This window comes from Enterobacter sp. LM3, from assembly GCF_046622475.1.
GTDB classification, from domain to species: domain Bacteria; phylum Pseudomonadota; class Gammaproteobacteria; order Enterobacterales; family Enterobacteriaceae; genus Enterobacter; species Enterobacter cloacae_P.
The window spans coordinates 61,228-85,903 of record NZ_JBJURN010000010.1; the positions used below are offsets into that span (position 1 = coordinate 61,228).

General features: G+C 48.2%; 23 protein-coding genes and 1 pseudogene. 15 read left to right on the forward strand and 9 right to left on the reverse strand.

The annotated features are described in order from the left end of the window. Positions 1–40: 40 nt before the first annotated feature. The 5 genes from rpsF (at position 41) to ACJ9N4_RS12755 (ending at position 2,559) form a co-directional block, all read left to right on the forward strand. Positions 41–436, forward strand: coding sequence for a 30S ribosomal protein S6 (rpsF, locus tag ACJ9N4_RS12735; protein WP_014830397.1), 396 nt, complete (start codon positions 41–43; stop codon positions 434–436). Between the two features lie 6 nt (positions 437–442). Further along, the gene (gene priB / locus ACJ9N4_RS12740; RefSeq protein WP_014068638.1) at positions 443–757 is read left to right on the forward strand and encodes a primosomal replication protein N; all 315 of its coding nucleotides are present in this window, start codon (positions 443–445) and stop codon (positions 755–757) included. Between the two features lie 4 nt (positions 758–761). Continuing rightward, a complete protein-coding gene (gene rpsR / locus ACJ9N4_RS12745) occupies positions 762–989 on the forward strand; it encodes a 30S ribosomal protein S18 (protein WP_000135199.1) in 228 nt (75 codons plus the stop codon). 41 nt (positions 990–1,030) lie between these two features. Continuing rightward, on the forward strand, positions 1,031–1,480 hold the full coding sequence (gene rplI, locus ACJ9N4_RS12750; RefSeq protein WP_182273505.1) for a 50S ribosomal protein L9: 450 nt from the start codon (positions 1,031–1,033) through the stop codon (positions 1,478–1,480). A 149-nt stretch (positions 1,481–1,629) separates the two neighbouring features. Further along, positions 1,630–2,559 (forward strand): DMT family transporter, encoded by a 930-nt coding sequence (locus ACJ9N4_RS12755; protein WP_182919296.1) that lies wholly within the window; start codon positions 1,630–1,632, stop codon positions 2,557–2,559. Between the two features lie 46 nt (positions 2,560–2,605). Here ACJ9N4_RS12755 and ACJ9N4_RS12760 read toward each other — a convergent pair whose 3' ends face one another. Beyond that, entirely contained in the window at positions 2,606–3,253 is a 648-nt protein-coding gene (locus tag ACJ9N4_RS12760; protein WP_182273507.1) for a LysM-like peptidoglycan-binding domain-containing protein, read from the reverse strand. Positions 3,254–3,485: 232 nt separating this feature from the next. Here ACJ9N4_RS12760 and fklB point away from each other — a divergent pair, with 232 nt between their 5' ends. Next, complete coding sequence (gene fklB / locus ACJ9N4_RS12765; protein WP_182273508.1) at positions 3,486–4,106, forward strand: FKBP-type peptidyl-prolyl cis-trans isomerase; 621 nt, start codon at positions 3,486–3,488, stop codon at positions 4,104–4,106. Between the two features lie 310 nt (positions 4,107–4,416). Beyond that, positions 4,417–5,826 carry a D-serine/D-alanine/glycine transporter gene (gene cycA / locus ACJ9N4_RS12770; RefSeq protein ID WP_182273509.1) on the forward strand — a complete coding sequence of 470 codons (1,410 nt, stop codon included), beginning with the start codon at positions 4,417–4,419 and terminating at the stop codon, positions 5,824–5,826. 54 nt (positions 5,827–5,880) lie between these two features. Here cycA and ytfE read toward each other — a convergent pair whose 3' ends face one another. Further along, the gene (gene ytfE, locus ACJ9N4_RS12775) at positions 5,881–6,543 is read right to left on the reverse strand and encodes an iron-sulfur cluster repair protein YtfE (protein WP_182919297.1); all 663 of its coding nucleotides are present in this window, start codon (positions 6,541–6,543) and stop codon (positions 5,881–5,883) included. Positions 6,544–6,789: 246 nt separating this feature from the next. On the opposite strand from ytfE, the pseudogene ACJ9N4_RS12780 reads away from it, so the two are divergent. Continuing rightward, positions 6,790–8,439 (forward strand): annotated as a pseudogene (locus tag ACJ9N4_RS12780) (methyl-accepting chemotaxis protein). Positions 8,440–8,478: 39 nt separating this feature from the next. Here the strand turns inward: ACJ9N4_RS12780 and ACJ9N4_RS12785 are convergent. From ACJ9N4_RS12785 to ACJ9N4_RS12795, 3 genes are all read right to left on the reverse strand, one after another. Further along, positions 8,479–9,444, reverse strand: a complete 966-nt coding sequence (locus ACJ9N4_RS12785) for a DMT family transporter (protein ID WP_182273512.1) — start codon at positions 9,442–9,444, stop codon at positions 8,479–8,481. Between the two features lie 75 nt (positions 9,445–9,519). Beyond that, a complete protein-coding gene (locus tag ACJ9N4_RS12790) occupies positions 9,520–10,344 on the reverse strand; it encodes an AraC family transcriptional regulator (RefSeq protein ID WP_182273513.1) in 825 nt (274 codons plus the stop codon). Positions 10,345–10,425: 81 nt separating this feature from the next. After that, on the reverse strand, positions 10,426–11,274 hold the full coding sequence (locus ACJ9N4_RS12795) for an SDR family oxidoreductase (RefSeq protein WP_182919298.1): 849 nt from the start codon (positions 11,272–11,274) through the stop codon (positions 10,426–10,428). Between the two features lie 84 nt (positions 11,275–11,358). Between ACJ9N4_RS12795 and ACJ9N4_RS12800 the strand changes: the two genes are divergently transcribed. Next, positions 11,359–11,745: a winged helix-turn-helix transcriptional regulator gene (locus ACJ9N4_RS12800; protein WP_182273515.1), complete on the forward strand. Its 387-nt coding sequence runs from the start codon at positions 11,359–11,361 to the stop codon at positions 11,743–11,745. A 63-nt stretch (positions 11,746–11,808) separates the two neighbouring features. Here the strand turns inward: ACJ9N4_RS12800 and ACJ9N4_RS12805 are convergent, their stop codons facing one another. Beyond that, positions 11,809–13,752, reverse strand: coding sequence for a bifunctional 2',3'-cyclic-nucleotide 2'-phosphodiesterase/3'-nucleotidase (locus ACJ9N4_RS12805; RefSeq protein WP_411500528.1), 1,944 nt, complete (start codon positions 13,750–13,752; stop codon positions 11,809–11,811). A gap of 190 nt (positions 13,753–13,942) precedes the next feature. On the opposite strand from ACJ9N4_RS12805, the gene cysQ reads away from it, so the two are divergent. After that, entirely contained in the window at positions 13,943–14,683 is a 741-nt protein-coding gene (gene cysQ, locus ACJ9N4_RS12810) for a 3'(2'),5'-bisphosphate nucleotidase CysQ (protein ID WP_182273517.1), read from the forward strand. On the opposite strand, the gene ACJ9N4_RS12815 is transcribed toward cysQ, so the two are convergent. Beyond that, a complete protein-coding gene (locus ACJ9N4_RS12815; protein ID WP_182273518.1) occupies positions 14,677–15,234 on the reverse strand; it encodes a YtfJ family protein in 558 nt (185 codons plus the stop codon). The two genes, cysQ and ACJ9N4_RS12815, sit on opposite strands and share 7 nt — an antisense overlap. Before the next feature lie 324 nt (positions 15,235–15,558). Between ACJ9N4_RS12815 and ACJ9N4_RS12820 the strand changes: the two genes are divergently transcribed. Next, a complete protein-coding gene (locus tag ACJ9N4_RS12820; protein WP_182273519.1) occupies positions 15,559–15,765 on the forward strand; it encodes a DUF1107 domain-containing protein in 207 nt (68 codons plus the stop codon). A gap of 74 nt (positions 15,766–15,839) precedes the next feature. Here ACJ9N4_RS12820 and ACJ9N4_RS12825 read toward each other — a convergent pair whose 3' ends face one another. After that, on the reverse strand, positions 15,840–17,177 hold the full coding sequence (locus tag ACJ9N4_RS12825; RefSeq protein ID WP_182273520.1) for a hemolysin family protein: 1,338 nt from the start codon (positions 17,175–17,177) through the stop codon (positions 15,840–15,842). 219 nt (positions 17,178–17,396) lie between these two features. On the opposite strand from ACJ9N4_RS12825, the gene ACJ9N4_RS12830 reads away from it, so the two are divergent. The 3 genes from ACJ9N4_RS12830 (at position 17,397) to ACJ9N4_RS12840 (ending at position 21,828) form a co-directional block, all read left to right on the forward strand. Further along, the gene (locus tag ACJ9N4_RS12830) at positions 17,397–18,596 is read left to right on the forward strand and encodes a tyrosine-type recombinase/integrase (RefSeq protein ID WP_411500529.1); all 1,200 of its coding nucleotides are present in this window, start codon (positions 17,397–17,399) and stop codon (positions 18,594–18,596) included. Between the two features lie 1,735 nt (positions 18,597–20,331). Next, positions 20,332–20,955 carry a hypothetical protein gene (locus tag ACJ9N4_RS12835; protein WP_411500530.1) on the forward strand — a complete coding sequence of 208 codons (624 nt, stop codon included), beginning with the start codon at positions 20,332–20,334 and terminating at the stop codon, positions 20,953–20,955. A 15-nt stretch (positions 20,956–20,970) separates the two neighbouring features. Further along, entirely contained in the window at positions 20,971–21,828 is an 858-nt protein-coding gene (locus ACJ9N4_RS12840) for a lysozyme inhibitor LprI family protein (RefSeq protein WP_411500531.1), read from the forward strand. 244 nt (positions 21,829–22,072) lie between these two features. Here ACJ9N4_RS12840 and ACJ9N4_RS12845 read toward each other — a convergent pair whose 3' ends face one another. After that, positions 22,073–22,639, reverse strand: coding sequence for a recombinase family protein (locus ACJ9N4_RS12845; RefSeq protein ID WP_154126981.1), 567 nt, complete (start codon positions 22,637–22,639; stop codon positions 22,073–22,075). A 239-nt stretch (positions 22,640–22,878) separates the two neighbouring features. On the opposite strand from ACJ9N4_RS12845, the gene ACJ9N4_RS12850 reads away from it, so the two are divergent. After that, positions 22,879–24,675 carry an AAA family ATPase gene (locus ACJ9N4_RS12850; RefSeq protein WP_411500532.1) on the forward strand — a complete coding sequence of 599 codons (1,797 nt, stop codon included), beginning with the start codon at positions 22,879–22,881 and terminating at the stop codon, positions 24,673–24,675. The last annotated feature ends 1 nt before the right edge of the window (position 24,676 follow it).

The following is a 24,676-nucleotide window of genomic DNA, read 5'->3' on the forward strand; positions in this document are numbered from 1 at the left end:
ACCCAGACAGGAGGCTGAATAATCCGTAAGGAGCAATTCGATGCGTCATTACGAAATCGTTTTTATGGTCCATCCTGACCAGAGCGAACAGGTTCCGGGTATGATCGAGCGCTACACTGGTGCAATCACTGCAGCAGCGGGCACGATCCACCGTCTGGAAGACTGGGGCCGCCGTCAGCTGGCTTATCCGATCAACAAACTGCACAAAGCTCACTACGTTCTGCTGAACGTTGAAGCACCGCAGGAAGTGATCGATGAGCTGGAAACTAACTTCCGCTTCAACGATGCCGTTATCCGCAGCATGGTTATGCGTACCAAACACGCAGTGACCGAAGCATCTCCGATGGTTAAAGCGAAAGACGAGCGCCGTGAGCGTCGCGATGATTTCGCAAACGAAACCGCAGATGATTCTGATGCTGGGGATTCTGAAGAGTAATTTCTGATGACCAACCGTCTGGTGTTGTCCGGCACCGTGTGCAGGACCCCCCTTCGAAAGGTCAGTCCATCAGGAATTCCGCATTGCCAGTTCGTGCTTGAGCATCGTTCTGTGCAAGAGGAAGCCGGGTTTCACCGGCAGGCGTGGTGCCAAATGCCCGTTATTATTAGCGGACACGAAAACCAGGCCATTACTCACAGTATAACGGTCGGTAGTGCAGTCATCGTTCAGGGGTTCATCTCTTGCCACAAGGCAAAGAACGGCCTGAGCAAAATGGTTCTGCATGCCGAGCAGATTGATTTGATAGATTCTGGAGACTAGCCATATGGCACGTTATTTCCGTCGTCGCAAGTTCTGCCGTTTCACCGCGGAAGGCGTTCAAGAGATCGACTATAAAGATATCGCAACGCTGAAAAACTACATCACCGAAAGCGGTAAGATTGTCCCAAGCCGTATCACCGGTACTCGTGCAAAATACCAGCGTCAGCTGGCTCGCGCTATCAAACGCGCTCGCTACCTGTCCCTGCTGCCGTACACTGATCGTCATCAGTAATCGGGCACGGTCCATTAATACGACTTTAAGAGGATAAGGTAATGCAAGTTATTCTGCTTGATAAAGTAGCAAACCTGGGCAGCCTGGGTGATCAGGTAAACGTTAAAGCGGGTTACGCTCGTAACTTCCTGGTTCCACAGGGTAAAGCTGTTCCAGCTACCAAGAAAAACGTAGAGTTTTTCGAAGCACGTCGCGCTGAACTGGAAGCCAAACTGGCTGACGTTCTGGCGGCTGCTAACGCTCGCGCTGAGTCAATCAACGCACTGGGCACCGTTACCATCGCGTCCAAATCTGGCGACGAAGGTAAACTGTTCGGTTCCATCGGTACCCGCGATATCGCTGATGCAGTAACTGCTGCTGGCGTTAAAGTGGCTAAGAGCGAAGTTCGTCTGCCGAACGGCGTTCTGCGTACCACTGGTGAGCACGAAGTTGACTTCCAGGTTCACGGCGAAGTGTTCGCTAAACTGGTTGTTAACGTTGTAGCTGAGTAATTTTTACTCTGCTCACGTCGAAGCGCCGGCCTTGTGCCGGCGTTTTGCTTTTTAACGGTACCAGACACGTTTTCTTGCTTGTATGGTAGCTATTCCAGGCTCCTTCTCTGATAATAAATTGAAACGCAATTTTATTTATGAGATTTGTCATGGAAACTGTTCTGCCCACGCCCGTGTTTGCCCGTCGCAATGTGGCCTATGCCTGCGCCACGCTCTGCTGTCTGCTTTGGGGTAGCTCCTACCCGGCCATTAAAAACGGTTATGAACTCTTCCTGATTGCGACTGATGATATCCCGTCGAAAGTGGTGTTCGCTGGCTACCGTTTTCTGTTTGCGGGTGTGTTGTTACTCCTCTTTGCATTAGCACAGCGCAAACCCATCGCCCGATTAACACCCGCTCAGTTTGGGCAACTGACTGTCCTGGGTCTGACGCAGACGACCATTCAATACACTTTCTTTTATATCGGGCTGGCCTACACCACGGGTGTCAATGGTTCGATCATGAATGCCACCGGGACTTTCTTCAGCGTACTGCTGGCACACTTTATCTATCACAACGACAAGCTTAGCTATAACAAAACGCTGGGTTGTATTCTGGGGTTTGCCGGAGTGATGCTGGTGAACTTCCACAGTGGGCTAAGCGAGTTCCACTTTGTCTGGAATGGCGACGGGTTTGTGGTGCTGGCGGCATTTATCCTCTCTGCTGCCACGCTTTACGGAAAACGCATCTCTCAGACGGTCGACCCCATGGTGATGACCGGATGGCAGCTGGCTATCGGCGGGGCGATGCTGGTGGCAGGTGGCTATGTCACGGGGGGCACGCTGGTGCTGCATAGCGTCAACGCGCTGGCGGTACTGGGATATCTGACGTTGCTCTCATCTGTGGCCTTCGCGTTGTGGAGCATGCTACTCAAAGTCAACCGCGTCAGTATGATCGCACCGTTTAACTTCGTGATACCGGTGGCGGGAACGGTGCTGTCTGCCATATTCCTTGGCGAAAATATCCTGGAGATAAAATATGCCGTTGCGCTGGTGCTGGTGTGTTCGGGGATTTGGTGGGTGAATAAGCGGAGCCACTGAGTGGGGCATTGCCGGGCGGCGCTGACGCTTGCCCGGCCTACGGCAACTAACGCACCCGGATAAAACTTCCGTCGTTCTGACGCGTAAAGAGCACCTGCTGGCCGTTTCCGGCATCAATGGTCAGGCCCGTCACCACACCGCTGGCGTTCTGACGAATCTGCACCATCTGGCCGTTTTGCAGATTGCTGAGCGGCTTACCTGTACCTTCAACCTGTGCCATCGCATAGACATCGGTCGGTGGCAGATTATGGTCGCGGAACAGTTGCGCGAGGGTTTTACCCGGCTCTACGCGATAGGTGCGCCACTGTTGCTCAATTCCGGTGGGTTGCCGCGTTTGTTGAGGTTCTGAAGGGGTTGCGGCCTGTTCCTGCGGCTGCTCATCCTGAACCGGCTCTGGTTCAACTGGCGCGACCTGGCCCGGATCGTTAGATGGCGTAACCAGCTGAGTCTGCATAGGTTGAGCATCAGGCTGTGGTCGCGTTTGCGACTGGAGATCCAACTGTGCATTACGGGTCACCGTTGTGGTGCCCGTATCCTCACCGCCGGTAGGAAGCAAGAAGCCAATTATCATCAGCAGCGCTCCGATGATAATGCCTCTGCGATGCAGGGACGGTAGCGGATCCATGATGCGAAAATGATCTGGCGCATACCAGATTTTCGCCAGGGTAGGTTTCAGTTCAAATCGCCCGGGCATGGCTTTCCTCCTGCTCCGCGTCTTTTTTATCCTGTCCTGAGAAGTGTAGTTTGCTAACTGCCTGATGGGCGTAACAAAGCCAGCTTTCGTGACACATATTTGGGAAAATCCTGACTGGCTCTATTGTTTCTGTTTCGTCGCAGTTTGTCACCTTTACTTCAGACAAAGTTTTACCCATAAGGGCATGGCTGCTATGCTGCCCGCTACTTTAAATGTGATGGAAGGAAAACCCATGACCACCCCGACTTTTGACACTATCGAAGCGCAGGCAAGCTACGGTATCGGCTTGCAGGTAGGACAGCAGCTGAGCGAATCCGGCCTGGAAGGCCTGTTACCGGAAGCGCTGGTGGCGGGTATCGCTGACGCGCTGGAAGGCAAACATCCGGCGGTTCCGGTTGATGTTGTGCATCGCGCGCTGCGTGAAATCCACGAACGTGCTGACGCCGTGCGTCGTGCGCGTTTCGAAGAAATGGCTGCCGAAGGCGTGAAATACCTGGAAGAAAACCGTGAGCGTGAAGGCGTGAACAGCACCGAGTCCGGCCTGCAGTTCCGCGTGATCAACCAGGGTGACGGCACTATCCCGGCACGTACTGACCATGTTCGCGTGCACTACACCGGTAAGCTTATCGACGGTACTGTATTTGACAGCTCCGTGCAGCGTGGCGAACCGGCTGAGTTCCCGGTTAACGGTGTTATCGCTGGCTGGATCGAAGCGCTGACCCTGATGCCAGTGGGTTCCAAATGGGAACTGACTATCCCGCAGAACCTGGCCTATGGCGAGCGTGGCGCGGGCGCGTCCATCCCACCATTCAGCACCCTGGTGTTTGAAGTCGAATTGCTGGAAATCCTGTAATCGACATACGATTTTCCTCTCCCTGTGCGGGAGGGGAAAATAGTGAGAAAACCTATAGTTACACCTGAATCAACATTTTATCTTGCAAATGTATATGTTGCGTGTATTTTTGTGAGCTGTTTCGCGTTGTATGAGTGATATGACACTCACTTTAAACATATTATTAACATAATATTCAAATCATAGTATTCATCCCGCCGATTCTTACCTAATATCGATGAGTCCTTTCATGGGGACCGTCATCTTTTGACGTATTTAAAGGCCAGAAGAGCCTTAACAACACAGACAGGCATAAACAGGAAAATATCACATGGTAGATCAGATCAAAGTCGCCGCCGTTGAAGAGGCGTCGTCTGAACAGTCGCTACGGCGCAATCTCACAAACCGTCATATTCAGCTTATTGCCATTGGTGGTGCCATCGGTACCGGGCTGTTTATGGGATCGGGTAAAACCATTAGCCTTGCCGGGCCGTCGATCATTTTCGTTTATATGATCATCGGCTTTATGCTCTTTTTCGTGATGCGTGCAATGGGTGAATTGCTGCTCTCGAACCTCGAATACAAGTCCTTCAGCGACTTCGCTTCCGATCTGCTCGGCCCCTGGGCGGGCTATTTTACCGGCTGGACATACTGGTTCTGCTGGGTGGTAACCGGTATGGCGGATGTCGTCGCGATTACCGCCTATGCGCAGTTCTGGTTCCCCGGTTTGTCGGACTGGGTGGCCTCGCTGGCCGTTATCGTTCTGCTGCTGAGCCTGAACCTTGCCACCGTGAAAATGTTCGGTGAGATGGAGTTCTGGTTCGCGATGATCAAAATCGTGGCGATTGTGGGGCTCATTGTGGTGGGGCTGGTGATGATTCTCACGCATTTCCAGTCGCCAACGGGCGTTCAGGCCTCGTTTACCCATCTGTGGAATGACGGTGGCTGGTTCCCGAAAGGCATCAGCGGATTCTTTGCCGGGTTCCAGATTGCAGTATTTGCCTTTGTGGGAATTGAGCTGGTAGGTACTACCGCTGCGGAAACCAAGGATCCAGAGAAGTCTCTGCCGCGTGCAATCAACTCTATTCCGGTTCGTATCATCATGTTCTACGTCTTCGCGCTGGTCATCATTATGTCCGTGACGCCGTGGAGCTCCGTCGTGCCAACCAAGAGCCCGTTCGTCGAGCTGTTCGTTCTGGTGGGGCTGCCAGCAGCAGCGAGCCTGATTAACTTCGTGGTGCTGACGTCTGCTGCCTCTTCCGCGAACAGCGGTGTTTTCTCTACCAGCCGCATGCTGTTTGGGCTGGCACAGGAAGGCGTTGCGCCGAGCGCGTTCGCCAAACTGTCTAAGCGCGCGGTACCGGCGAAAGGGTTAACCTTCTCCTGCATGTGCCTGTTGGGCGGTGTGGTAATGCTCTACGTGAACCCGAGCGTGATCGGTGCCTTCACCATGATCACCACGGTGTCTGCGATCCTGTTCATGTTTGTCTGGACTATCATCCTGTGCTCGTACCTGGTGTACCGCAAACAGCGTCCACATCTGCATGAAAAATCGATCTACAAGATGCCATTGGGCAAGCTGATGTGCTGGGTGTGTATGGCGTTCTTCGTGTTCGTACTGGTTCTGTTGACGCTGGAAGATGACACTCGTCAGGCGCTGCTCGTCACGCCACTGTGGTTCATCGCACTGGGTCTGGGCTGGCTGTTTATCGGTAAGAAACGTATGGCGGGTGTGCGTTAATACGTTTGAAAACGTTACAGGCCCGGTAAGCGTAATCGCTACCGGGCCTTTTTGTTACTCTCCGGCTAATGCACGCGGGAACAGAACGTTGTTCTCAAGACTGATGTGTTCCATCAGGTCGTCAATCATCTCGTTAATACCGTTGTACATCGCTTTCCACGTCGTACACGCTTCCGGCGGCGGTGTGACGTTGTTGGTGGTGTGTTTGATCACTTCCAGCAGTTCACCTGCATCATCATGTTCGCTTTCCATCACGCTAATAGGCCCCATTGCCTGGCTGCCCATACCCTGTTTAATCATCGGGAAGAGGATCTGCTCTTCTTTCATCATATGGCTGGAAAGTTCTTCGTGCAGCATGGTCAGATATTTCGCCAGACCGCGTGGCACCGAAGGCTTGTCGGCATGCACGCGCTCAACTTTGGTCGCCTGCAGGATAAGCTCTGGTAACTGTTCGCGGTGACGATCATGGTAACGCACGATGATATGGTCGATGATTTCGGTAAGTGGTGCGGCGCGCCAGTCTTTTTCAATGGGCTGTGCGGCCAGCTGTGCCAGCTCCGCTTCAATAACCTCTACATCCAGCTCTTTGCGCGAGGCCGCACGCGCCAGAGTTTGCTTACCGCCGCAGCAGTAGTCCATATCATATTTACGGAACAGCGCCGAAGCGCGAGGGATGGAGAGCGCCAGCTCGCCGAGTGGTTGGTCGCGGAAGGCCATAGCAGTTACCTCATCATCAATAATATAAGATGCATTTTAAATGCATCTTTGTGGCGATACTATAACCCTTTAGGGGCAAAGTTGAAAATGAGATGTAGGTCACGAAAAAAATCTTGTGTATTAACCTGCTGAATGGATTTGGAAAATTTCTTTCGAAAGTTTTTAAAGGTGGATAAGCAGTAAACAACCCGCCGCACCTGCCGATAGATACACGTCAGACAATATCCCGCATATAAAAGGCTACGCATGTTTAAACGTATAAAAGTGATTACTCTTCTGGTTTCGGTGCTGCTTGTGCTTGGCATCATGCAATTGATCTCTGCTGGCATTTTTATTAATGCGCTGAATAACGACAAAGACAACTTCGCCGTCTCGCAGCTTTCGGGCAAAAACGTGGCGGAGTTTACCGATGCATGGATCAGCCTGAACCAGGCTCGCGTCACCCTGAACCGCGGCATGCTGCGCCTGCAAAGCAGCATGGCATCCCAGATTAACGGCGGGCAGCTGAATGAGCTGGTGACTACCGCAAAAAAGCTGCTGGCAGATGCACAGAATCACTACGACAAATACTATGCATTGCCTAATACCCCGGGTCTGGACGACAACCTGACGAATCGCCTGGAAGAGCAGTACCGCATTTATTCCGCAACGCTTACGCAAATGAACGCTTTACTGGCACAGGGCGATCTGGAGGGTATGTTCAAACAGAATGCGGAGCAGAAGCAGAACGCAATGCAGAGCGTGTACCGTGAATAGCGTGAAGCGCAGGTTGTACTGACGGACAAAGGGCTTCAGGATAATGAGAGCAACTACACGCGTATTCTGTGGATCCTCTCTGCGGTTATGCTTCTGGTGATTGTCGTCATTATTTTCAGCTGGATTGCGATGCGCCGCGTTCTGCTGCTGCCGCTGCAGGATGTCATCAGCCATATTCGTGCCATTGCGTCGGGTGATCTGACTCAGCCGATCGACGCCAGTGGTAAAAACGAGATGGCGCTGCTGGCACATAACGTCCAGGAGATGCAAAAAGCGCTGTCGAACACGGTTGGCGTGGTGCGTGAGGGTGCGGATACCATTTATACCGGTGCGGGGGAAATTTCTGCGGGCAGTAACGATTTGTCGTCCCGTACTGAACAGCAGGCAGCCTCTCTGGAAGAAACCGCCGCCAGCATGGAACAGTTAACGGCGACCGTGAAGCAAAACGCCGATAATGCGCGTCAGGCCTCCCGCCTTGCGCTGGATGCCTCTTCAACAGCGAAGAAGGGCGGTCATGTGGTGGAAGGCGTGGTGCGCACGATGGATGAAATCGCTACCAGTTCCAGCAAAATTGCCCAAATTACTAACGTGATCGACGGTATTGCCTTCCAGACCAACATCCTGGCGCTGAACGCGGCGGTTGAAGCTGCACGTGCAGGCGAACAGGGTCGCGGCTTTGCGGTGGTGGCGGGGGAAGTTCGTACTCTGGCCCAGCGCAGCGCCCAGGCGGCGAAAGAGATCAAAGCGCTGATCGATGATTCCGGCGAGCGCGTGAATGCGGGCTCTCAACTGGTGAATGAAGCCGGGGCGACGATGGAGGAAATCGTCAATGCGGTCACGCGTGTTACTGACATCATGGGTGAAATCGCCTCCGCCTCTGACGAGCAGAGTCGCGGTATTGATCAGGTCGGCCAGGCTGTGGCGGAGATGGATCGCGTGACCCAGCAAAACGCCTCGCTGGTGGAAGAATCTGCCGCGGCGGCGGCGGCGCTGGAAGATCAGGCTGCGCGCCTGAACGAAGCGGTGGCGGTGTTTAAGATTACCCGCAACCAGGCAGCAAAAGCGGCTCCGGTGAAAACATATGTGCCAAAAGCACAACCTGCTGTCACCGCTTCAGAAGCAAACTGGGAAACGTTCTAACGCTTTGCCCGGTAAGGCGTAACCGCCACCGGGCAATACTCACACCTCAGAGGCCGGAACAACCCTCGGTTTTTCCGGCTTCGCTCTCACCGCAATCACTACCCCGGCCACAAGCAACAAGATCCCGCAGGCCGTGAGGAGTGGCGGTACACTCTGGCGCATCAGGAAGGTATAAAGTAATCCGGCCAGGGTTTCGAAGACAATCAGCGGCCCTAAGATCACCGTCGGCAGCTTCTGGCTGGCGATATTCCAGCACAGCGCGCCCACCCAGGAACACAGCACGGCGATGGCAACCATTAAGCCGATGAATATCCACGGTCGAGGCCCGAAGGGCAGGGTAAATTCTGGTTGCTGCTGACCTAACCAGATGCACGCCCCCACATATCCCACCAGTGACACCGGCAGCGTGACCAGTGCCTGTGCCGTCGCCCACATCATTGGATGTTTATCCGGGTTTTCCCGCAGCCAGCGAGCGTTGCGCAGGGCATACCACGCCCAGCACACCACGGAAACACACGCCAGCATGATGCCAGACCCGTAGCGCCAGAGGTTGAAATCCGTCTGCCCGTGGCGCAGTTCGGCAATATTCACACACGCCAGTCCCACGGCGATGCATGCCAGTGCTGGCACCATTTTTGACCACGCCAGTTTGCCATCGCGGTGGCTATAGAGCAGGTTCGCAAACACGGGGATCACCACCGGTAATGTACCGATAATCATGGTAGAAACCGGTGCCCCTGTACGCTGAATGGCACTCGCCAGACAGAAGTAATAGATGAGGTTACCCATCATGGTCAGCGCCAGTGCAGCGAACCAGTCCTGGCGGCTGAGCTGTCGCAGCCGCGCACGCCCCAGCCACGCTAAGGGCAGTGCAATCAGCCCCAGTGCCAGGTAACGTCCCATCGACTGCAGTACCGCCGGGTACTCTGGTACTATCAGAGGGCCGACAAAAATTAACCCCCACATCAGACCTGCAAGCAGGGCATACAACACGCCGCTAACCATTTTTCCACCCACATTGATTCACTTTGCACTCAGTGTAGAAGGGGAACATGCGCCCGTATTGTATGAGGTTGCGCATTAGCGCGTGGTCACCTGTTTCTGGTAACGCACAGGGGTGATGCCGTAACGGCGGGTAAAGGCGCGGGTCAAATGCGACTGATCGGTCAATCCGGTGGCGGCGGCCACTTCAGCGGCGGGCATACCGTGCGTCAGGAACGCTTTGGCGCGCCACAGGCGGATCGCCATCAGCATTTGATGCGGCGTAACATGGAAGTGGGCTTTGAACTGGCGCTGAAAATGGTACGGGCTGAGTGACACCACATTCGCCAGCTCGTCCAGGGTCAGCGAATGCATATAGTTGTCATGCAGATATTCGCGCACACGTGCGAACCGGTGTGCGCCTTCCTGTATCACCGGTGCGTGGCGGGCCAGCGGCTGGAAGGTCTCAATGAGATCCAGCAATAACCCTTTTTGCGCCAGCGGGTCGTCCGTATGCCACAGGCCATAAATCAGCTGGCCAATCTGGACTGAACGTTGCGGATCGTAACGCGTAACATCGCTAAACCACCACTGGCGAAGGCCGGTCACCTCTTCCAGCAAATCGGGTTCGATGTAGACCATCCGGTAGCGCCAGCCACCTTCGGTGGCAGATTCCCCCGTGTGGATCTCGTCCGGGTTCATGGTGACAACGGATTTTTCAGAGGCGAGGTGTTGCGTACCGCGATAGCGAAAGCGCTCGGCACCGGTTTCAATCGTGCCGATCCCGAAGGCTTCGTGGGTGTGGGGCTCAAAGGCGTAGTCTGAGATATGCGCGTGATAGAGTTCGAGGCCCGGCAATTGCGCCAGGTGGCGAAAGCGCGCGCTGTCTCTCTCATCAATGAACTGTTCCGGTACGCCTTGCACGGTGAGTCTCCTCGTGGGTCATCGCTTCATTATCAGAGATGACCCGAGGGGATGCCACAAAAAATAACCAGTTTGTAACAATTACAGGATAGCGCTGACGCTCTCGCTCAGTGATGTCGTTGGACGGCCGATCAGTTTGCTGAGCGTATGGCTGTCGTCAAACAAACCACCTTTCGACGCCCCCGTGTCGGAATCCGCCAGCATATCCGCCAGCCCGGCGGGCAAACCAACGCTCTTCAGCGCGGCGGCAAAATCCGCTTCGCTCAGATTCTGATAAGCCACCTGTTTCCCGCTCTGTTTGCTCAGCTCAGCCGCCAGCTCGCTCAGCGTCCACGCATTGTCGCCTGCCAGTTCGTAAACTTTGCCCGCGTGACCCTCTTCAGCAATGACTTTCGCTGCGGCTGCCGCATAATCTGCACGGGTAGCGGAGGCGATTTTGCCTTCACCAGCGGCACCGATAAATACGCCGTGTTCCAGCGCAGGCGGCGCACTCGCCAGATAGTTTTCGGTATACCAGCCGTTGCGCAGCAGGGCATAAGGGATACCTGATTTCGCCAGCGCTTTTTCGGTGGCGACGTGCTCAACGTGCAGCCCCAGTGGGGATTTATCCGCATGCAGCAGGCTGGTGTAGGCGATGAACTTCACCCCAGCCGCCCTGGCGGCGTTAATCACATTCTGGTGCTGTGTGGCGCGCTGGCCCACTTCGCTGGATGAGATCAGCAGCAGTTTATCCACGCCGTTCAGTGCGGTGGTGAAAGCCGCTTCGTCAGTGTAATCGGCCTGGCGGACGACAATACCCTGCTGGCTTAATGCCTGGGCTTTCGCCGGATTACGCACAATGGCTACAATCTGGTTTGCCGGAACGGTTTTCAGCAGTTGTTCGATAACGAGATGGCCAAGCTGGCCGGTAGCGCCGGTAATCGCGATCATGATGAATCTCCTTCGTGTTTGTCTGGTGTTGTGGCACACTATCACCTTAACTAACTTTTAGTAAGTACGTACAAAAAGGTAAGTATGAAAATGACGATCCCGACACTCAGCGAACAAATGCGCGACGGAAATCTGTTTGCCGAGCAGTGTCCTTCCCGGGACGTGCTCAAGCATGTCACCAGTCGCTGGGGCGTGCTGATTCTGGTGGCATTACGTCAGGGAACGCATCGCTTCAGTGACCTGCGCCGCAAGATGGGGGGCGTGAGCGAAAAGATGTTGGCTCAGTCGCTTCAGGCGCTGGAGCAGGACGGGTTTGTTGATCGCGTTTCGTACCCGGTCGTACCGCCGCACGTAGAGTATAGTCTGACGCCGTTAGGGGCAGAGGTGAGCGAGAAAGTGGCCGCACTGGCGGACTGGATCGAGGTGAATACGCCTCAGGTGTTGGCGAACCGCGACGATCGAGCGGCCTGATTCCCGCACTCTGGCCCTCTCCCACAGGGAGAGGGAACAGACGTGGCATTGCCGTTTGGCTTTTTACTTGCTCAAATCCACCTGATAAACCGCAAACCCGATATCATCGGTCGCGACCTTGCTCATCGGATACTGGGCTTTATCCTTAATAAATGCGGCTGCTTTATCGGATGGTGAGGTTTCAAAACGAATATCCAGCTGCGTATTGCTGTGGATCGGAGCCAGTCGCCAGTTGTTATCGACGGCCGGGTGAATTTCACCTGCCTTTTTCGACTCTGCACTGATCCATGCTGACAGCACCGAGCGGTTCTCGTCCGGTGATGCAAACGCGATGTGGCTATCACCCGTACCGGCAAACTTCCCACCGTAGGCGCGGTAGTTATTGGTCACCACCAGGAAGGTGGCATTCGGGTCAATGGCCTTGCCATTAAAGGTCAGGTTTTTGATGCGTTCCGCCTGCGGATTAATGGCCTGACATTCGCCGTCATACTTCGCGGGCTGAGTGACATCAATCTGATAATTCACCCCGTCGATGACGTCGAAATTGTAGGTGCGGAACCCATCCCAGTTAATCAACGACTGCGGTTTGCTGCTGTTGGGATCGATCTGATTAAACTGCCCGGCAGAGCACTCCAGCCACTCTTTTACTTCTTTCCCTGTGGCTTTAACCACCACCAGGGTGTTCGGGTAGAGATAGAGGTCGGCGGCGTTACGGAAGGTCAACTGGCCTTTTTCGACTTCAACATAGCTTGCCGGGTCATTCTTACGCCCGCCTACTTTGAATGGCGCAGCGGCTGACAGTACCGGCAGTTTTGCCAGATCCGGATCGCCCTGCACAAAGTGTTCGGCATAGGCTTTTTGCGCCATGTTGACCACCTGAACGGTCGGGTCATCCTGTACCAGCGCCAGGTAGCTGTACATGTTGTCGGCAGATTTACCGATCGGCTTGCTGACGAATTCTCGCGTCGCGTCATGGTCATGCTTCAGCACGTCGACCAGCTTTTTGTCTTCGCCAGCCAGTGATTTTTTGGCCGCGGCATCATAAATTGGGCGCGCTTCGGCTGTGGATTGTGTGACTTTCCAGCTGCCACCGTCGTTATTCAGCACCAGATCCACCACGCCGAGGTGGTCACCCCACATACCAGGCATCACGGACGGTACGCCATTCAATGTCCCTTTTTTGATGTCTGCACCTTTGATGCTGGCAAAATCTTTACCCGGGAAGACCGCATGAGCGTGGCCAAACAGAATTGCGTCGATGCCCGGGACTTCGCTCAGGTAGTAAACCGAGTTTTCAGCCATCGCCTGATAAGGATCGGCGGAAAGCCCGGAGTGAGCGACCACCACCACCAGATCCGCCCCTTTCTTGCGCATCTCCGGCACGTATTTACGCGCTGTTTCGGTGATGTCGTTGACGGTCACTTTGCCGTTGAGGTTGGCTTTATCCCACGTCATGATCTGTGGCGGTACAAAACCGATATAGCCGATTTTCAGCGTCTGCTTTTTACCTTCTTTATCGACGACGGCAGTTTCTTTAATCAGGTAAGGGGTAAATAACGGCTTCTGGGTCTTAACATCGATGATATTGGCGTTAACGTAGGGGAATTTAGCGCCGGCCAGCGCATCATGAAGGTATTTCAGTCCGTAGTTAAACTCGTGGTTACCCAGGTTGCCGACGGTATAATCCAGAGTGTTCATTGCCTTATACACCGGATGGATCTCGCCTTTTTTCAGCCCCTTCGCTGCCATATAGTCGCCAAGCGGACTACCCTGAATTAAATCTCCGTTGTCGACCAGGACACTGTTTTTTACTTCACCTCGTGCGGCGTTGATCAAACTTGCCGTGCGTACCAGTCCGAATTTTTCGGTCGAGGTATCTTTGTAGTAATCGAAGTCCATCATGTTGCTGTGCAGGTCGGTGGTTTCCAGAATACGGAGATCTACCGTCGCCGCCTGAACGCTTGCCGCAATCAGCGTCGCCAGGAGCGTTGCGCTAAACTTAATCATCAGAGGAGTCCTTTTTTCGATCCAAGCCACAAAAGAATATGTATGTATATTTTGTTGCTTACAGAATTGTGAATCCTGCCAGAAAAAAGTGCGTTTAAACCGGAATTGCTTCACAGATAGCGGAATTGTTCACATTACGATATAACTAAAACAATAAGTTATGCCCACTGCGTTAACGAAGAGGTGGAGAATGTTAGATAAGATTTGTCAGCTCGCACGGGATGCGGGTGATGCCATCATGCAAGTGTATGATGGTGCAAAACCAATGGATGTTGTCAGCAAAGCGGACGACTCCCCGGTTACGGCGGCGGATATCGCGGCGCATGGTGTGATCCTCAAAGGGTTGCAGGCCCTGACGCCAGAAATCCCCGTTTTGTCAGAAGAGGCACCGCAGGGCTGGGATGAACGCCAGCACTGGCAGCGTTACTGGCTGGTAGACCCGCTGGATGGCACCAAAGAGTTCATCAAGCGCAACGGTGAGTTCACCGTGAATATCGCCCTGATTGAAAAGGGGAAAGCGGTACTCGGTGTGGTATACGCACCGGTGATGAAAGTCATGTACAGCGCGGCGGAAGGTAAGGCCTGGAAGGAAGAGTGCGGCGTGCGTAAGCAAATTCGGGTGCGCGATGCGCGTCCACCGCTGGTGGTCATCAGCCGTTCGCACAGCGACAGCGAACTGCAGGAATACCTGCAGCAGCTGGGTGAACACCAGACTACCTCGATTGGCTCATCACTGAAATTCTGCCTGGTGGCGGAAGGTCATGCGCAGCTTTACCCACGCTTTGGGCCTACGAATGTCTGGGATACAGCGGCAGGCCATGCGGTTGCAGTGGCTGCCGGTGCGCATGTTCATGACTGGCAGGGTAAGCCGCTGGACTACACCCCGCGCGAATCATTCCTGAACCCCGGCTTCCGTGTTTCTATCTACTGAGCCAGCAGTTTGTGCAGCAGTGCAATCACCTGCTGCACTTCTTCCTGGGTCAATGCCCCGTCTTTAGCCCACTGCACGCGGCCCTCTTTATCCAGCACGATAATTGCCGAACTCTCTTCTTCCAGCTGCCAGGCTTTGCGCGCTATGCCGTTACTGTCGACGATAAACTGTGACCACGGATAGAGCTGTTTATTGCTCTCCAGGCTTGAGCGAACAAACATCCCGGAGCCGGGAATGGCATCGTCGGTGTTAACAATGGTGGTGGTCTGGTAACGGTCATGGGGGAATTTTGCGGCCTTGATTGCTTCCACCAGATTCGCGTTTTTCTCTTTTGCTGATGTACGTCCGGCAATATGTTGTACAACTCTCACTTTGCCCGCGAGCTGCGCGCTATTCCAGGGTTTGTAGCTAAACTTATCATTGTCGAGAATCAGTTCTCCCCGGTCAGCAATCCCGACCGGCGGCACACGTTGTCCGTTTTCAAAGTTGTGTGCGCAAGCCCACAGGGGCAGGAGCAGGCATGCTGCTGCCAGGATATTACGTAGGGTCATGGTGTTTCCTTATTGTTTGCAGGTGATCCGACCACTTGGTCTTACGCTTTTAATCATAAGTGCGATCAATGTGGTTTTCCCGCAATCCCAATGCCAGTTTGCGGGTCAACGCACATATCCATGAAAAAACGACGGCTTATACTGCGTCCGCTCACGGTTTGCAAAGATTGTTCTGAATAATTGTAATAAAACGGTAAATAAACTTATGCATACTGGGTATCAATAGTTTTCTGATCTATAGTCAATGGGCACTAAAATTTGCGCTCAGGACAGTCGGGCCGATTGTGGCACCGCAAGAGCGTATGATTCGCAGGAGATACAAGAATGAAAATTTTCCAACGCTACAACCCGCTTCAGGTGGCGAAGTACGTGAAGATCCTGTTCCGTGGACGGTTGTATATCAAGGATGTTGGCGCTTTTGAGTTCGATAAGGGCAAGATCCTTATCCCAAGAGTGAAGGACAAACAGCACTTGTCTGTGATGTCCGAAGTCAACCGTCAGGTTATGCGTCTGCAAACTGAGATGGCTTAACCAGCGTGCTATGCAGTTGTTTAAAAAAACGGCTCCCGATGGGAGCCGTTGATGTATGAGGGGTATGCAGGGCGTTACGCCGACACCTTCTCTTCCGCTTCTGACAGCTTCGGTACCAGCACGGTCGGTTTATTATCAATACGCGTCACCAGCAGCTGGTCGATGCGGTAGTTATCAATATCCACCACTTCAAACTTGTAGCCGGAGAACTTCACCGAGTCGGTACGTTTCGGGATTTTACGCAGCATAAACATCATAAAACCACCGATCGTCTCGTAGTTGCCGGACTGTGGGAATTCGTCGATGTCCAGTACGCGCATGACGTCATCAATCGGCGTACCGCCATCAATCAGCCACGAGTTTTCGTCACGCTGAACAATCTGCTCTTCCATACCCTGGCCGACCAGGTCGCCCATCAGCGTGGTCATGACGTCGTTCAGGGTGATGATACCCACCACCAGTGCGTATTCGTTCATGATAACCGCGAAGTCTTCACCGGCGGTTTTGAAACTTTCCAGCGCTTCAGAGAGCGTCAGAGTATCTGGCACAATCAGGGTGTTGCGGATCTGTACGCCGCTGTTGAGCGCCAGGCTCTGGTTCGCCAGTACGCGGTTCAGCAGATCTTTGGAATCGACATAACCGATGATGTGGTCAATATCTTCGTTACATACCAGGAACTTAGAATGCGGATGTTCCGCCACTTTGTTCTTCAGGCTCTGTTCGTCTTCATGCAGATCGAACCAAATCACGCTTTCACGGCCAGTCATGGAGGACGGCACGGTGCGGGATTCCAGTTCGAACACGTTCTCGATCAGCTCATGCTCTTGTTTACGCAGTACGCCAGCCAGCGCCCCGGCTTCCACCACGGCATAAATGTCGTCGGAAGTGATGTCATCTTTACGCACCATTGGCAGCTTAAAGATGCGGAAAATCATGTTGGCCAGGCCGTTGAAGAACCACACCAGCGGGCGGAACACGAACAGACAGAAGCGCATCGGGTTGATGATACGCAAAGCCACAGCTTCTGGCGCAATCATACCGATGCGTTTCGGAGTCAGGTCGGCGATCAGAATGAACATACCTGTCACCAGCGAGAAGGAGAGAATAAAGCTGAGTTGTTCTGCAAGTTCTGCGGACATGTACTGAATAAAGAGGCTATGGAAGGCCGGGGAAAACGCAGCGTCACCCACGATACCACCCAGAATGGCGACAGCGTTCAGGCCAATTTGCACCACGGTAAAGAACGTACCCGGGTTCTCCTGCATTTTCAGAATGCGTGAGGCATTGATGTTGCCTTCATCGGCAAGCAGTTTTAGTTTGATTTTACGGGAGGCGGCCAGCGAGATCTCCGATATCGAGAAAAATGCACTGACGGCAATAAGACAAAGTATTACTAAAATACTGTTTAACATAGTTTATCCGGCTTCTCGCCAGATCCTCGGAAGGGAAGTTAGTCACGTTTGTGTGAAAACACTATTGAACACCAGCTCGTAGCGTTGAGCCGATTATTTCAGCGGGTAGTATAGCGTAAAGGAGTGTAAACCCGCCAGAGGTCACGTTTTACGCTTAAGTACCGAGAAGTGTTGTGCTTGGGAATTGATGGGAACCATTCTCATTTAAAGAGGGTTTTCATGCAATCTTTACCAGATCTTTATCCAATCTTTATACAGCAAAATGTACGTTTTTTAGACAGGACAGCTTCCTCTGAATGCTCTTTTATGTGGCAGCGTCGATTAGCTGGGAAACTTCTTCGAGTTAGCCTACGCACTCAGGACAGAAATGTGGCTCAGTATCGTGCCGTAAAGCTCACTGAAGCCTTTATAAGGCTCTCTCAGCTAATGGGAAATACAAATCCACTATTGATTCGTGAAACGCTTCTAAAGGCCAGAGATAAGCAAATAGAGGATGAATTTTTATCCGCCGTCTCTGTATGTCATGTATCGCCGCATCCAGTAATACAAGAAAAGAGCATTTCCCCTCTATTGTCATCAGTACTTAATGAGTGGCTTGAGGAGATGAGTTCTGATTGGGCGAAGAGTACCAAAGTGCTTAATGAGAGAACGGTGAATGGTTTCCTGGAATGGTGTGGGGATATCCCAGTAGCTTCAGTTACGAAAAAGACGGTGAGTACTTATAAAAAGTTTCTTGATAAGTCGGGTAAGTCACCTCGATCCAGACAAGATGCCATTATTAAGGTTTCTGCGATGTTCAATTTCGCTATGAAGCAACGTGATTACATCGTGAAGAATCCTTTTTTGGGGATGAACTATAAGAATGTTGAAAATGTGAGTATTAAAACGGGTGTTTCATTAAGGGAGCATCAAAAAATAATTTCTTCTGAGCATGTTGGCAATACCAGATCTTTATGGTGGTTACTAAACCTACTTTTTTACACAGGAGTACGTATTGGTGAGGCGATCCAAATCTCTTCAAATGATTATATTGAGAAAGAAGACCAAGGAATACTCATCAAATGTATCAGCATTAATGATGCTGGTACTAAAACCGTTAAGAATAACGAGTCAATTCGCGATATACCTTTAAGTGATAGTCTTCTAAAGGCTGGTATATGGGAAGAGAAACCAATATATCATTGGGTTAATAATTCATCTGCAAGTAATGCCGTAAGCAAGGCTTTCAAAAAAGCAGGTATGAAACATACAGCACATGACTATAGATATGGTTTGTCAGACCGATTGAGAGATCTTCAAGAAGTACCAGACCATATAAGATTCTCGATACTTGGACATGCTCATCGAACAATGACGGATAGAACATACAGGAGTAAACAACCACTTCTGCAAATGAAACAAGTGATTGATCGTATCTGAATTAAAAGCAAGCACATGGATGTGTTATCGTGAAGTACATTACTTTGAATCATTTGTGAAATTCTTTCCCTTTATATCCTATACTAAAAGGAATAATGAATTTATAAAAATAATGTGAGGTTTAAATTATGAGAATGAAAGAACATTATTATGATAAGACAATATCTTATTATAAGTTATTAGAGGAAGAGTATGAATGTATTATAAGGGAAGAGGAAAGGGTGTTTTCTAAAGACAGTAATAAGAGATTGTTAATAAAAACAAAAGTAAGCAACGCTAAAAAATAATCCACATTCATTTTTATTTTATGTGTTTTTATATGTGCTGAATATTTTTGTCACTTTTTATTTTTATCCTTTGGTTATAATGCTGAAATTTTCAAAATATTTTCAATGAGTAACCGATTCCTTAGTTTTTTTGTTGTGCGATAGAAACAGGTGCGTTGTTATTATTTCATAATCTAAAGGCGGGTTACTTAGCAATACTTAGTAATACAAGCTATTAAATATAAATGTACTAAAAAATGCATATTCCATTCCCTATAAATATCGGTAGATATTTATAGGGAGAGAATGAAAAAAAATGAAATGAATTTAAATTATGTCCTATACTATATGTATAGTTAAAAATCCTGTTGGTGTACCCGTTAGTCGTGGGGTAATGATAAGAGCGTCATTATCCTTGGTATAATAAATTAAAACCTGACCCTATCGACAAGTAGATGGCAGATGAGTTGTTCAACAGAACGCAGTGCAAATGAAACCCGTGCAAATTTCCCGAGCGTAAATTCCAGACAAAAAAGACGAAAACGCAGGAGTCACGGCAATGTGGCACTATAAAGGAATCGGATAATACCCCGTAGATTCCCTTGATAGACATATAAGGCCAATCCTTACCAAATGGTATAAGGGAGTCTATTACTTCTAATAGATTCTGTGGCGAATTTATACAATATAGATCCGTCCAGAATTTGAGAAGTACTTAGACGCTTATAGGAGTTATTCATACAGCTTTTATAAGAAGAGTAGTGATGAGCTACGACCGTTGCAGAGAATGGCGATAGGAAGAAACAGGGCAACCCGCTTCCGCTTGAGTACAATATAGTTGTATTCAAAATTCGCTGTATGAAATGTTGATGAGTATCAGCGTCAAGAAATACAAACTAATTGTATATCTTGAATTTCTTCCCCCTTAGTGGGGGGATCGAAATGTATCCAAGAAATCCCGTCAAGGGGTAACGCTGTTAAAGCTAAGCATCAAAATAAATGAATTGAATGAGAGGCAAGCGAACGTAGTTCGTTGGTCACGAATGAAAATTCTGACTTGCCCGTAGGGCAGTCACATTATCTAATCTATAACAATGAGTTCAATGAATGTGATATCGAAAGGATTCTTTTTTAATCTTTATCAAATATACCCCTTGTACTAAGTGATTTATATATTTTAGTCATGTATGAATGAGAAAAGATTATCCGTTATGAATATTCGGCATGTACCCGATAAATTCATCAATTGGTTAAGTAGTAATAGAAATAGTACACAGGAAGTGGATGTTGTGGGTTCTAAGACAGAAAGAGTTAAAGCATGTGATCGATTCTACCTATTGAAAAACATATGATTAATAGATGTCAATAGATAAAAACGATCGATTATAAAATATCGATCGATTAAATCGATCAATTTCGTGAGGTATGTTATGATTGTTAGTGTTACTAACTGTTTTTTAAGGGGATTTATGGCTTTTTTAATTGTTGTAATCATCTGTTTAGTCCTTACCGCCGTTACATACAAAACATGGTCAAAACGCTGTATCAGTAGAGGGAAAGGAAGAACCAGCACTGTAATTACCTCTCTATTACTAAGTTTCGTGGTACTTACAGTTACCTTCGTCATTGGCGTCATCAGTTTCATTCCGGCAAAATCAGGGGCTGTGAGTACCGTTACAGAATCCATGCCATCTGAGCGAGAACAGAAGGCAAAAAGGTATATCGAGAGTAAAATTAACAGCCTCAATAGGAGTAGTGGTAAGTACTTAGTAGCTGAAAATATCTACAAGCAACATGGCGTTTGGGTTGATGATTATATTGCTATTCAAAAGAAATCATGCTCACGTGAATTCAATCGACTTTTAGCTGCTAATGCAGCATCTGAGCAAGCCATTGAGTACTGGAATCAAACCTCTGATTCTTTGACCCGGTCGGGCGTTTCGCCATTTGCAGGGGGGAGAAACCCTACTACAGATCCCGAAATTCAAAGAACCAGGAATGACATCGATTTTGCTCGTTCCCAATTAGATAAATGTGGTGTAGCTCATCTTAATGAGATAGAACACCGTGTTACAGTACAAATTGATAATTAAAATAGGCTTAGTATTATGTATTTTAAAGCGGTAATTATAAGTTCAAGCTTACTATTGTGTTTATCAGCCTCTGCTGAAGAACTGAAGCAAGATATTGATAGTAAATTAAAAAAATGCAAAATGGATGCTGTTAGTACTATTGACTTACAGAATTGCTATATCAAAGCTACAACTGAATGGGATTTAGAACTGGGGAACCAGTACAAATTACTAATGAATGGTCAATCTGATAACGTGCGTATTGCTCTCAGAGACTCACAAAGACAATGGATTAAATATAGAGATCAGTATGCTTCTGCCATGGATGTATTCTACAAACAACAAGGTGGTACTATTTCATCATTAAATGTTGCTGAATCTAAACTCAACATTACTCGTGATAAAGCAATTGATCTTTATCGATTAAGAAATAGTAGTGATTTATCATCGCCAGCAACGGTAGACAATAATAAAATAGAAAGCATTGAAGTTAATAATAGCGTTGGTGAAGAAAAGGTAAATGAAAAAGTTGTTTCAACCGTATCAAATAATGATGCCTCCGATTCAAAGGTACGGGTGTGTAAATTTGTAATACAAGCTGATAAAACTATTAAGGAAATGCCTGGGTTCTTCGCAGAGAATAAAATGACTGTATTAGATAAAGGGACACAATTCACAGTACTTACTGGCGATTATTTTAATATACCAGATAAATTAATTAGCCCCGATCATTTAACTTCAGTAAAAAATAAAATGTTCGGCACAGGAAGTCAACAAAAGGATGGTACTGTTTCAACTTTTTCTAAAGATAGCTCTAATTATGTAGTCACTACGTGGGCGAATACAGCATTTAAGCACACAAAATTTCAATTAACTCTTTATGCTTGTAAATGATGTGAGTTTTAAGTTTTTTTAAAACCTTTCAAGGTAGCTTAGGCTACCTTTTTTATTGCCATCGATATGTTAGGGCTGGTGGGAAGCCGCTATTAATGATTCTTAAAGTACTTTCATCACACCATTCACACAGCAAAACGCCGAACATAAGGTAATCTTCTGTTCCAGGGTTAAAATAATTGTGCATTAAGTCATGCAAAGTACATTCTGTTTCTGTGAAGGCATTCGTTTTTTCATTTCTCATTCAAGCCGCTACACTGTTCATTTCTTTCTTTATGCGGCTGATGGTATTGGTACTTACACCGAATTCAGCAGCTACAGAGCGAACACTTCCGCCAGATGTCAATGCCGCGACGATTTCAGTACGCGGGATGCTTCTGCCATTTCCCCGCCCGGAAATACGCCCAGCAGCTTTAGCCGCTTCATACCCTTCACGCTGACGAAGTAGCATTTGCTCACGTTCCATTTGAGCGATTCCCCCAAGTAACGTTAAAACAAGATTACCTGTTGGGGAGTTGTCCCCTGTTTTAATTCCTTCTTTATAAAACTGGATCGCGACACCTCGTTTAGTCAATGCATCTACGGTTGATAGAAGGTCTGCTGTATTACGGGCAAGGCGGCTGATGTCATGCACATGTAAAGTATCCCCCTCGCGTAAGTACTCCATCATCGCTAAGAATGCTTCACGATTGGTATCTTTCGCACTTACTTTCTCAGTGAATGTTTTGTCAAAGGTGATCCCAGTATCTGCTAATTGTCGATCGCTGTTTTGTTGCAAGCTGGATACGCGAATATAAGCGACGTGTGCCATGTCAAAGTCTCTTGATGTTTCGATTTGTATGTTGCGATTTATTATAAGGTGTAGCGATGAAAAATCAAGGCAGATCGCTACGTCTAATCAGGTTTAAAGGGAAATTTGATGTGTAGCGATTAAGGATGCTAAATCGCTACATAAAACATAGCGGCCTACTAATAACTTTGAGTTTCCATCACTCTATGGATTAGCGTGCTAATTAATTGTATTGATAAGGATCAGATTATTTTTTATCTGTGGAACTGAATAAGAATGATGGAAAAAAAATAGCATCAAGTATATCATTTCATATGTTGAAATTTGAAAATGATTTTCATGACGAATTTGAGATAGTTATAAATGGAGATTATATGCTGCTAAGATTTTCTGGTGGAAATTATAAAGCGTTTGAGTCTTTTCAACTTGACCTAAAACCATTAACAATACTTTTGGGGGCTAATAGTTGCGGTAAAAGTGCAATATTAAACTCCTTCTTAATGTTAGCACAATCGATTGAAACATCCTCTCGTACTGAAACACCATTCCGTTTAAATGGGAATAGAGTTGGAATGGGGGAGTCATTAAATATAATTAAAGACAAAGATTCTGAAAATATTTTATCGTTTGCATTTGAATTTGATGATCAGACCTCGATTAAGTCTCAAATAGATGCTGCTAAAAGAGAATGTGTAGAGACACATTTTGCTTTTTCGAGATATATATTTCAATCATTACGGCGAAACAAATTTTTATACGATAAAGTTTTTCCATTATTAAATGAATTGGAGGAGTCCTATTACTCACATGATAGTTTTAATAACCGACAACTAAAGAAGATATCTTCAAAAATATGTTCAATTATTAGAATATATCGTGCAAACAAAGATGATATAACTGTAAGAACAAAGTTAATTCACTCCAAAGTGTTGAGTGATTTTTTGGATAATGTATCTTATCAGCGGATTAATGATTGTCTTAATGGCGTTTTGACTGTACCATTGTCTAAATTAGCTGCACAGAAAATTTCCTTTAAATTCTTATATAATAAGAGAAAGGATTACCTTCATATTGTCGAAGCAAAACTTACAAACAAAATTGATGAAGTTATATTGTGTGTAAAAATCGAACGTCAAAATGAAATTGAACTTTCTTCTGATATCATTAATAATGATATTCTTAGACGCTCAAAAAACGACATCAAAAATTTCATTGATTTTAATTCTTTGATTGTGTTCAATAACGACTCTGGTGTTCGTTCCTCACCGGGTTCTTATTTCTCTGAATCAATTAATCCGGTTGCTGTTTATTTTTCAAAAGTTCTTGCGGCATCGTTCAAAGAATTAAAAAAATCTTTTCATGGTGTGAATATAAACCATGTAAGTCCTTTAAGGGCCTTACCTCAGCGATATTATTTGTTAGATAAAGCGATTTACCACAACCAGCTAAATGCTCTCGATGGCACAGAGTTGGCTGAGGTTTTAAAAAATAATGAGCATATTAAAGATTCAATAAATGAACTTCTCTCTGAGTTTAATATTGCTGTCGAAGTTGAGAAAGTAAACGATATTATTCATAAAATAACAGTAAACCAAGATGCTGTTAACCTGGAGTTGACTGATGTAGGCTTCGGTATTTCTCAAGTTTTACCTATTTTGGTTCAGGCATATTTATCTCCAGCTTATTCAATAACCATAATTGAACAGCCTGAAATCCACTTGCACCCAAAAATGCAAGCATGGTTGACTGATGCATTAATTAAAATAGCACTAACTTCATTTAAGAAATTTGTCATTGAAACACATAGTGATGCATTGGTTCGAAGATTACGTTTGCGAATAGTCGACGAAGATAATCCTTTAACTGAACAAGATTTAGCGATGTATTATTTGGAGCGTGATAAATTAGGGAACAAAACAAATATAAGAAGAATTCCTGTTTCTCCAGATGGAGATATTACATGGCCTTCTGAATTCATGGATGTTGAGATTAGCGATACCCTTCTTATTCAGCAAAAGAAATTAGAGAGAATGTTGAACGATAAAGGGTCTAAATAAT

Coding starts and splice junctions, on each gene's coding strand:
- ACJ9N4_RS12795 (WP_182919298.1), bottom strand. CDS start 11,274: ATGATCGCGATTACCGGCGCTACCGGCCAGCTTGGCCATCTCGTTATC.
- ACJ9N4_RS12800 (WP_182273515.1), top strand. CDS start 11,359: ATGAAAATGACGATCCCGACACTCAGCGAACAAATGCGCGACGGAAAT.
- ACJ9N4_RS12830 (WP_411500529.1), top strand. CDS start 17,397: ATGCAATCTTTACCAGATCTTTATCCAATCTTTATACAGCAAAATGTA.
- rplI (WP_182273505.1), top strand. CDS start 1,031: ATGCAAGTTATTCTGCTTGATAAAGTAGCAAACCTGGGCAGCCTGGGT.
- ACJ9N4_RS12760 (WP_182273507.1), bottom strand. CDS start 3,253: ATGCCCGGGCGATTTGAACTGAAACCTACCCTGGCGAAAATCTGGTAT.
- ACJ9N4_RS12840 (WP_411500531.1), top strand. CDS start 20,971: ATGTATTTTAAAGCGGTAATTATAAGTTCAAGCTTACTATTGTGTTTA.
- fklB (WP_182273508.1), top strand. CDS start 3,486: ATGACCACCCCGACTTTTGACACTATCGAAGCGCAGGCAAGCTACGGT.
- ACJ9N4_RS12815 (WP_182273518.1), bottom strand. CDS start 15,234: ATGACCCTACGTAATATCCTGGCAGCAGCATGCCTGCTCCTGCCCCTG.
- ACJ9N4_RS12785 (WP_182273512.1), bottom strand. CDS start 9,444: ATGGTTAGCGGCGTGTTGTATGCCCTGCTTGCAGGTCTGATGTGGGGG.
- ACJ9N4_RS12755 (WP_182919296.1), top strand. CDS start 1,630: ATGGAAACTGTTCTGCCCACGCCCGTGTTTGCCCGTCGCAATGTGGCC.
- priB (WP_014068638.1), top strand. CDS start 443: ATGACCAACCGTCTGGTGTTGTCCGGCACCGTGTGCAGGACCCCCCTT.
- ACJ9N4_RS12835 (WP_411500530.1), top strand. CDS start 20,332: ATGGCTTTTTTAATTGTTGTAATCATCTGTTTAGTCCTTACCGCCGTT.
- cycA (WP_182273509.1), top strand. CDS start 4,417: ATGGTAGATCAGATCAAAGTCGCCGCCGTTGAAGAGGCGTCGTCTGAA.
- ACJ9N4_RS12805 (WP_411500528.1), bottom strand. CDS start 13,752: ATGATTAAGTTTAGCGCAACGCTCCTGGCGACGCTGATTGCGGCAAGC.
- cysQ (WP_182273517.1), top strand. CDS start 13,943: ATGTTAGATAAGATTTGTCAGCTCGCACGGGATGCGGGTGATGCCATC.
- rpsR (WP_000135199.1), top strand. CDS start 762: ATGGCACGTTATTTCCGTCGTCGCAAGTTCTGCCGTTTCACCGCGGAA.
- ACJ9N4_RS12845 (WP_154126981.1), bottom strand. CDS start 22,639: ATGGCACACGTCGCTTATATTCGCGTATCCAGCTTGCAACAAAACAGC.
- rpsF (WP_014830397.1), top strand. CDS start 41: ATGCGTCATTACGAAATCGTTTTTATGGTCCATCCTGACCAGAGCGAA.
- ACJ9N4_RS12825 (WP_182273520.1), bottom strand. CDS start 17,177: ATGTTAAACAGTATTTTAGTAATACTTTGTCTTATTGCCGTCAGTGCA.
- ytfE (WP_182919297.1), bottom strand. CDS start 6,543: ATGGCCTTCCGCGACCAACCACTCGGCGAGCTGGCGCTCTCCATCCCT.
- ACJ9N4_RS12820 (WP_182273519.1), top strand. CDS start 15,559: ATGAAAATTTTCCAACGCTACAACCCGCTTCAGGTGGCGAAGTACGTG.